General features: G+C 72.7%; 7 protein-coding genes and 3 pseudogenes. 5 read left to right on the top strand and 5 right to left on the bottom strand.

All coding sequences use genetic code 11. The features are described from left to right. Nucleotides 1-455, top strand: a 455-nt coding sequence (locus AC2W7J_RS02025; protein WP_485981260.1) for a DUF1731 domain-containing protein, incomplete at its 5' end; no start/stop codon positions are given. Here the strand turns inward: AC2W7J_RS02025 and AC2W7J_RS02020 are convergent. From AC2W7J_RS02020 to AC2W7J_RS02005, 4 genes and pseudogenes are all read right to left on the bottom strand, one after another. Next, entirely contained in the window at nucleotides 433-591 is a 159-nt protein-coding gene (locus AC2W7J_RS02020; protein ID WP_485981259.1) for a hypothetical protein, read from the bottom strand. The two genes, AC2W7J_RS02025 and AC2W7J_RS02020, sit on opposite strands and share 23 nt — an antisense overlap. Before the next feature lie 190 nt (nucleotides 592-781). Beyond that, on the bottom strand, nucleotides 782-1,474 hold the full coding sequence (locus tag AC2W7J_RS02015) for a serine/threonine-protein kinase (RefSeq protein WP_485981262.1): 693 nt from the start codon (nucleotides 1,472-1,474) through the stop codon (nucleotides 782-784). Then, nucleotides 1,392-1,775: pseudogene (locus AC2W7J_RS02010) on the bottom strand (protein kinase domain-containing protein); the annotation flags it as partial. The pseudogene AC2W7J_RS02010 and the gene AC2W7J_RS02015, both read right to left, overlap by 83 nt. Before the next feature lie 25 nt (nucleotides 1,776-1,800). Beyond that, nucleotides 1,801-2,091 (bottom strand): annotated as a pseudogene (locus tag AC2W7J_RS02005) (protein kinase domain-containing protein); the annotation flags it as partial. Nucleotides 2,092-2,294: 203 nt separating this feature from the next. On the opposite strand from AC2W7J_RS02005, the gene lipB reads away from it, so the two are divergent. Next, nucleotides 2,295-2,969 (top strand): lipoyl(octanoyl) transferase LipB, encoded by a 675-nt coding sequence (gene lipB, locus AC2W7J_RS02000; RefSeq protein WP_485981258.1) that lies wholly within the window; start codon nucleotides 2,295-2,297, stop codon nucleotides 2,967-2,969. A gap of 8 nt (nucleotides 2,970-2,977) precedes the next feature. On the opposite strand, the gene AC2W7J_RS01995 is transcribed toward lipB, so the two are convergent. Continuing rightward, nucleotides 2,978-3,406 (bottom strand): pyridoxamine 5'-phosphate oxidase family protein, encoded by a 429-nt coding sequence (locus tag AC2W7J_RS01995; RefSeq protein ID WP_485981256.1) that lies wholly within the window; start codon nucleotides 3,404-3,406, stop codon nucleotides 2,978-2,980. Between the two features lie 160 nt (nucleotides 3,407-3,566). On the opposite strand from AC2W7J_RS01995, the gene lipA reads away from it, so the two are divergent. The 3 genes and pseudogenes from lipA (at nucleotide 3,567) to AC2W7J_RS01980 (ending at nucleotide 6,730) form a co-directional block, all read left to right on the top strand. After that, a complete protein-coding gene (gene lipA, locus AC2W7J_RS01990) occupies nucleotides 3,567-4,622 on the top strand; it encodes a lipoyl synthase (RefSeq protein WP_421008595.1) in 1,056 nt (351 codons plus the stop codon). 36 nt (nucleotides 4,623-4,658) lie between these two features. Continuing rightward, nucleotides 4,659-5,381 carry a DUF4191 domain-containing protein gene (locus tag AC2W7J_RS01985; RefSeq protein WP_485981254.1) on the top strand — a complete coding sequence of 241 codons (723 nt, stop codon included), beginning with the start codon at nucleotides 4,659-4,661 and terminating at the stop codon, nucleotides 5,379-5,381. Nucleotides 5,382-5,457: 76 nt separating this feature from the next. Beyond that, nucleotides 5,458-6,730, top strand: a pseudogene (locus tag AC2W7J_RS01980) (M18 family aminopeptidase). Nucleotides 6,731-6,743: the final 13 nt, after the last annotated feature.

The raw sequence follows: 6,743 nt of genomic DNA, 5'->3' as shown, positions 1-6,743 counted from the left end.
CTGCGGGTGTCCCCGTGGCGCACGCGCGCACCGGCATCGTCCTCGCCGCTCACGGTGGCGCCCTGGCCCCGATGCTGCTCGTCGGACGTCTCGGCATCGGCGGCCCGCTCGGCTCGGGCCGGCAGTGGCTGCCGTGGGTCTCCCTCGAGGACGTCGTGGGCGTCTACACCCGGCTCGTCGAGGACCCGACCTTCGAGGGGCCGGTCAACCTCACCGCGCCCCACCCGGTGCGGCAGCGCGAGCTCGCCCGCGGCATCGGGCGGCGGCTGCACCGCCCCGCCGTGGTGCCGACGCCGGCGGTCGCGATGCGGCTGGCGATCGGCGAGTTCGCCGGCGAAGCGCTCGCCTCGACCCGGGTGCTCCCCCAGCGGCTCGACGCAGCCGGCTTCGAGCACCGGCACCCCCACCTCGACGACGCCCTCGACGACCTGCTCAGCCCGCGTCCGACGCGGTGACGTCCCGCACCCGCCACCTCCCGTCCCACACGAGCACGAGGTCGGCGCGCTGCGCACGTCGCGCCGGGCGCTGCTGGCGCGAGCCGTCGCGGCCGACGACCGAGTACGCGCCCTCGTCGACGACCGTGCGCAGCACGGCGGTGCTGCCGCTCGTGCGCTCCAGGCTCGCCGAGCGGACCTCATCGACAGCCCCTCGTAGCGCAGCCCACCCGCACGCAGCTCCTCGAGCAGCTCGCGATCTCGCATCGCCGCCGGTGAGCCCTGCTCGTCGAGCCGGCCGAGCACGACCGGGTCGAGGTCGGTGACGACCTGCTGCCGCATCGTCGTCAGGGCCTGCGCGAGACGCACAGGCGCCGACCGGGGTGCGGAGCGATCGGTGAGCACGCGGGTGTCGGCGGCGTCCGCCGAGCCGGTCCCGGCCGGATCGTCCGTCGCGACCACCGACGCGGGGGCGCGGGGGCGCTCCCTTCGTCATCGGCGGAGGCCAGCTGCCGCCATGGCACGACGACCGCGAGGGCCAGCCCCAGCGCGACGGTGACGGCCACCGCGAGGCGACGGCTGCTCGGACCCTGCTCGGCCGCCCGCGCGATGTCCCGGGTGGATGACACGTCGGCGTCGCGTGACAGATCGATGTCCTCGTCACGGGGACGGCGGGGTGCCGCGTGGCGTCCGGCCCGCGCTCGCGGTCCTTCGCTCGCGGTCCGCTCCTCCTCGCGTCGGCGCTGCCACCACCGCCGGGTCGGCGAGGGCGCCTCGTCGGCGACGAGCTCACGCTGCCAGTCGGGCACCTGCACCCCGTCCCGGGCCGCCGCCTCACGGATGCGCCGCGTCAGACCCGAGGCGACATCACCGGTGGCGGTCATGCGCAGGGGCTGCGCCGCTGCCGCGTCGAAGACGTCGACCGCCACCTCGTCGGCCTCCGGACGGCTCGCCGGGTCACCCGCGAGGCAGGACTCGACGACGTCGACGAGGGCGGGGTGGTCGGCCAGGCCCGCACCCAGGTCGAGCCGGTCCGCCACGTGGCCGGGGGGCTCCCCGACGAGGCACAGCCAGGCGAGCGCGCCGAGGGCGTGGACGTCGCTGGCCCGGCTGGGGCTCCTCGCCGTCGAGGACCTCCGGCGCGACGTAGCCGTCGGTGCCGTGCACGTCGCCCGGCGCCTCCCCGGTCAGTCGGGAGAAGCCGAGGTCCGCGAGTACCGGCCGACCCGTGCTGTCGAGCAGGACGTTGCCCGGGCTGAGGTCGCCGTGGACGACCCCGAGGCCGTGCAGCCCGGCCAGGGCACGGGCGATCGGCGCGATGACGGTGACGGTCTCCCCCGGGGTGAGGTGGCCCCCGCTCGGCGACGACGCGGCCGAGGCTGCCGCCGGCGAGCAGCTCGAGCACGAGGGCCGTGGCCGGCCCCTCGTCGGTGTCGACCTCGCGGACCTCGTGCAGGGTGACCACGTGCTCGGCGGCCGCGTGCTGGAGCATCGAGTACTCGCGCAGCGCCTCGTCGTCGGCTCCTCCGCGCAGCAGCTTGATCGCCACCAGCTCGTCGTCGGACTCGCGCCGCGCCCGCCAGACCGTCGACGTCGAGCCGGTCCCGAGCAGGCGGGTCAGGCGATAGCCGGGGACCTCGGGTGGGATCTCGTCCATGCCCTCCACCCTGACGGATCGCGCCGATCCGGCCGCCGAGATTTCCACAGCCCTCCCCGAACCCTGCAAAACCCTAGGGTCTTGCAGGGTTTCGAGCGGAACTCTGCAAGACCCCAGGGTCTTGCAGAGTTCGTGCCGGGTGCGGATGGGCGACGTGGCGGAGGGCGAAGGGAGGGCCGCGGGCGCGGCGTAGGCTGGCGGCCATGCGTTTCGAGGAGCTCGGCTTCGCCCCAGACACCGTCGACTACCTGACCGCGTGGGAGCACCAGAAGCGGGTCCACGCCGCCGTCGTCGCCGGCGATCTCGAGGACACGACCCTGCTGCTCGAGCACACCGCCGTCTACACCGCGGGCAAGCGCACCGAGCCCCACGAGCGACCGATGGACGGCACCCCCGTCATCGACGTCGACCGTGGCGGCAAGATCACCTGGCACGGCCCCGGGCAGCTCGTCGGCTACCCGATCGCCCACCTGCCCGGACGGCGCGACGTCATCGCCCACGTGCGTCGTCTCGAGGAGATGATGATCCGGGTCGCCGCCGACGTGGGCGTCACCGCGACCCGCGTGCCCGGCCGCTCCGGCATCTGGGTGCCCGGCACCGACGGCACCCGCGACCGCAAGCTCGGCCAGATCGGCATCCGCGTCTCGCGCGACGTCGCCATGCACGGCTTCAGCCTCAACGTGAACTGCGACCTGTCGTGGACGCAGACGATCGTCCCGTGCGGCATCCCCGATGCCGACGTCTCGACCCTGGCCCTCGAGACCGGTCGCGACATCACCGTGGCCGACATCCTCCCTTCGGCCCGGGCCCACCTGCTCGAGGTGATGACCGAGGACCTGCCGCTCACCACAGGGGCTGCTCAGGCGCAGGGCGCCTGACCGACGCGTCAGCCGGTCGGGATCATGTGCTCCCAGGGCTTGGCCAGGTCGAAGCGCCGCCCGCTCACCTCGCGGGGCGTGATCTCGACGAAGACGTCCTTGTCCGTCGGGACCCACGAGCGCAGCCGCGACGCCTCGGCCCGCGCCTGCTCGTCCGTCGTCTCGAGCACCCGTGCGTTGCCGCGCACGATGACCGACCAGGCGTGCGCGGAGTCGTAGCCGTCGATCTCGAAGGCGACGTCGGCGCTCATGACGATCCCGAGGAGCTTGTTGCCCTGCGAGGTGCGGAAGAGCAGGACCTCACCGTCCGCGGCGTAGTTGATCGGCACGATGTGCACCTCCCCCGCGAGGTGGAAGGCCAGGCGTCCGAACTCGTTGGCATGCAGCGCCTCCCAGCTCTCCTCGGCGCGCATCACGTGGACAGGTGATTCCGTCATGACGACCTCCTGCGTCGGGCGCGGGCCTCGCCCGCGGCTACTACACAGTGTAGTGGCGAAGGGGGGTCCGCGTCGCCCCCCTTCGGCCCTCCACGGTGGCGGCGTAGTCTGGAGTGACTCCGGACACCACCGGGGTCACCGAGATTGCCAGGAGAGCTGCGTGACCGTCGCACCCGAAGGACGTCGTCTGCTGCGCGTCGAGGCGCGCAATGCCGAGACCCCCATCGAGCGCAAGCCGGAGTGGATCCGGACCACCGCCAAGATGGGCCCCGAGTACAACGCCATCCGGGGCCGCGTGAGTGGGCAGGGCCTGCACACCGTGTGCCAGGAGGCCGGCTGCCCCAACATCTTCGAGTGCTGGGAGGACCGCGAGGCGACCTTCCTCATCGGCGGTGACGTCTGCACCCGACGGTGCGACTTCTGCGACATCGCGACCGGCCGCCCGACCTCGCTCGACATGGACGAGCCGCGCCGCGTCGCCGAGTCCGTCCGCGAGATGGGCCTGCGCTACTCCACCGTCACCGGTGTCGCCCGCGACGACCAGCCCGACGGTGCGGCCGCGCTCTACGCCGAGACGATCCGCGCCATCCACGAACTCAACCCCAACACCGGCGTCGAGATCCTCCCGCCCGACTTCGGCGCGAAGCCCGAGCTCGTCGGTCAGGTCTTCGATGCCCGCCCCGAGGTCTTCGCGCACAACCTCGAGACCGTTCCGCGCATCTTCAAGCAGATCCGCCCGGCCTTCACCTACGACAAGTCGCTCAAGGTGCTGTCGATGGCCCGCGAGGCCGAGCTCGTGACGAAGTCCAACCTCATCCTCGGGATGGGCGAGGAGGACCACGAGATCGAGACCGCGCTGCGCGACCTGCACGACGCGGGCTGCGACATCATCACGATCACCCAGTACCTGCGCCCGTCGAAGCTGCACCACCCGATCGACCGGTGGGTCAAGCCCGAGGAGTTCGTCCACTGGAGCGAGCTCGCCGAGGAGATCGGCTTCAAGGGCGTCATGGCCGGGCCGCTCGTGCGCTCGAGCTACCGCGCCGGCCGCCTCTACTCGACGGCCATGGCCAAGTGGGGCCGCCCGATCCCCGAGCACCTGTCGCACCTCGCCGCTGCGGTGGACGAGCCGGCCCGCCAGGAGGCCTCGTCGCTCGTCGCGAAGTCGCGTGCGCAGGCGATCCTCGACCAGCCCGCCACCGGCACCGACGGCTGACCTGGCACCCCACCCGAGCAACTAGACTCTCTCCCCATGGCCAGCAAGAACGACAAGCCCGAGAAGCCGAAGCGCGAGAACCCCTTCAAGCGGATCGCCTCGGTCTACAAGACGATCAAGGCGATCGACCCGCAGGTGACCCTGTGGATGACCCTCGCCTTCGTCGTCGTGCTCGCCATCGGAGCGATCATCGGCCTGGTCTTCGGCCACGTCTTCGCCTCGCTGCTCGTCGCGCTGCCCTTCGCCGCACTCGCGGCGATGATCGTGCTCTCGCGCCGCGGCGAGCGGGCCGCCTTCGCCCAGATGGAGGGCCAGCGCGGCGCCGCCATCGGTGGCATGTCGACCCTGCGTCGTGGGTGGTACTTCGACCAGGAGCCGGTCGCTGCCGACGCGACCAAGCCGAGCGAGATCAACACCGCCGCCGTCGTCTTCCGCGCCCTCGGCCGCCCGGGCATCGTCCTGCTCGGCGAGGGCCCGAAGCACCGCGTCGACAAGCTCTTCGCCAAGGAGACCAAGAAGGTCAACCGGGTCGCCCCCGGCGTGCCGGTGCACACCTACATCGTCGGCTCCGCCGAGGGCGAGCTGCACCCGCGCAAGATCCGCATGACCCTCACCCGCCTGCGCCCCGAGCTGAGCAAGGAGGAGATGGCCGTCGTCAACAAGCGGCTGAAGTCCCTCCCCGGCATCCGCCAGGGCGTCCCCGCCGGCGTCGACCCGACCCGTGCGCGGATGAACCGCAGCGCCCTGCGCGGCCGCTGACCCCACAGGTCCGCCCGCGTCGAGCGGCCCGGACACACCCACGGCCCCCACCCGCTGACCTCCGGGAGACCCACTCGTGCCTGCTGCCGCCACCACCCACGCCGAGGACCTGGCCGACTTCGTCGCCGCGTCGCCGTCGAGCTACCACGCGGCGGCCGAGGTGGCTCGCCGCCTGCAGGAGGCGGGCTTCGCCCCCCTTCGCGAGACGGATGCGTGGCCGCAGGGACCGGGCCGCTACCTCGTCCTGCGCGAGGGCGCGGTCATCGCCTGGGTCGTGCCCGAGGGGGCGACCACGACGACGCCTGTGCGCATCTTCGGTGCGCACAGCGACTCCCCCGGCTTCAAGCTCAAGCCGCAGCCGACCACCGGTCGCCTGGGCTGGTTGCAGGCCGGCGTCGAGGTCTACGGCGGGCCGCTGCTCAACTCCTGGCTCGACCGCGAGCTGTGCCTGGCCGGTCGGCTCGTGCTCGACGACGGCACCGAGGTGCTCGCCGACTCAGGGCCGCTGCTGCGGCTGCCGCAGCTGGCGATCCACCTCGACCGCGAGGCCAACGAGCGCTTCGCCCTCGACAAGCAGGTGCAGACCCAGCCCGTGTGGGGCGTGGGCGCGGCTGCCTCTGCCGACCTCATCGGCGAGCTCGCCGCGACGGCCGGCGTCGACGCGACGCGGGTGCGCGGCTACGACCTCATGACGGCCGACTCCGCACGCGGCGCCGTCTTCGGCAAGGACGACGTCTTCTTCGCCGCCGGCCGCCTCGACGACCTCGCCAGCGTGCACGCCGGCACCGTCGCGATGACCCAGCTCGAGGACGGCGCGGGCGATCACATCCCGCTCCTGGCCGTCTTCGACCACGAGGAGGTCGGCTCGGCGACCCGCACGGCGCCGGTGGCCCTTCCTCGAGGAGGTGCTCGAGCGCATCGGCATCGCCCTCGGTGCCGACCGTGGTGAGCGGCTGCGTGCCCTCGCGTCGTCGTGGTGCGTCTCCAGCGACGTGGGGCACTCGGTGCACCCCAACTACCCCGAGAAGCACGACCCCGCCGTGCGGCCGGTCCTCGGCTCCGGCCCGATCCTGAAGATCAACGCCAACCAGCGCTACGCCAGCGACGGCGTCGGCGCCGCGGCCTGGCGCGGGTGGTGCGCGCAGACCGGTGTGACGAGCCAGGACTTCGTGTCCAACAACACCGTGCCGTGCGGGTCGACGATCGGGCCGATCACCGCGACCCGCCTCGGCATCCGCACCGTCGACGTCGGCATCCCGATCCTGTCGATGCACTCGGCCCGTGAGCTGGCCGGCACCAGTGACCTGCTCGACCTGTCACGGGTGGCGCTGACCTTCTTCCGCGGCTGAACGGGCCGACCCA

The sequence above is a fragment of the Janibacter sp. CFPM2_SD2 genome (assembly GCF_057364645.1).
This window is presented reverse-complemented; position numbering and strand designations above follow the sequence as displayed.

What these genes read in the sequence shown, in the direction of transcription:
- lipB (WP_485981258.1), top strand. Translation starts at nt 2,295, where the DNA reads ATGCGTTTCGAGGAGCTCGGCTTCGCCCCAGACACCGTCGACTACCTG.
- AC2W7J_RS01995 (WP_485981256.1), bottom strand. Translation starts at nt 3,406, where the DNA reads ATGACGGAATCACCTGTCCACGTGATGCGCGCCGAGGAGAGCTGGGAG.
- AC2W7J_RS01985 (WP_485981254.1), top strand. Translation starts at nt 4,659, where the DNA reads ATGGCCAGCAAGAACGACAAGCCCGAGAAGCCGAAGCGCGAGAACCCC.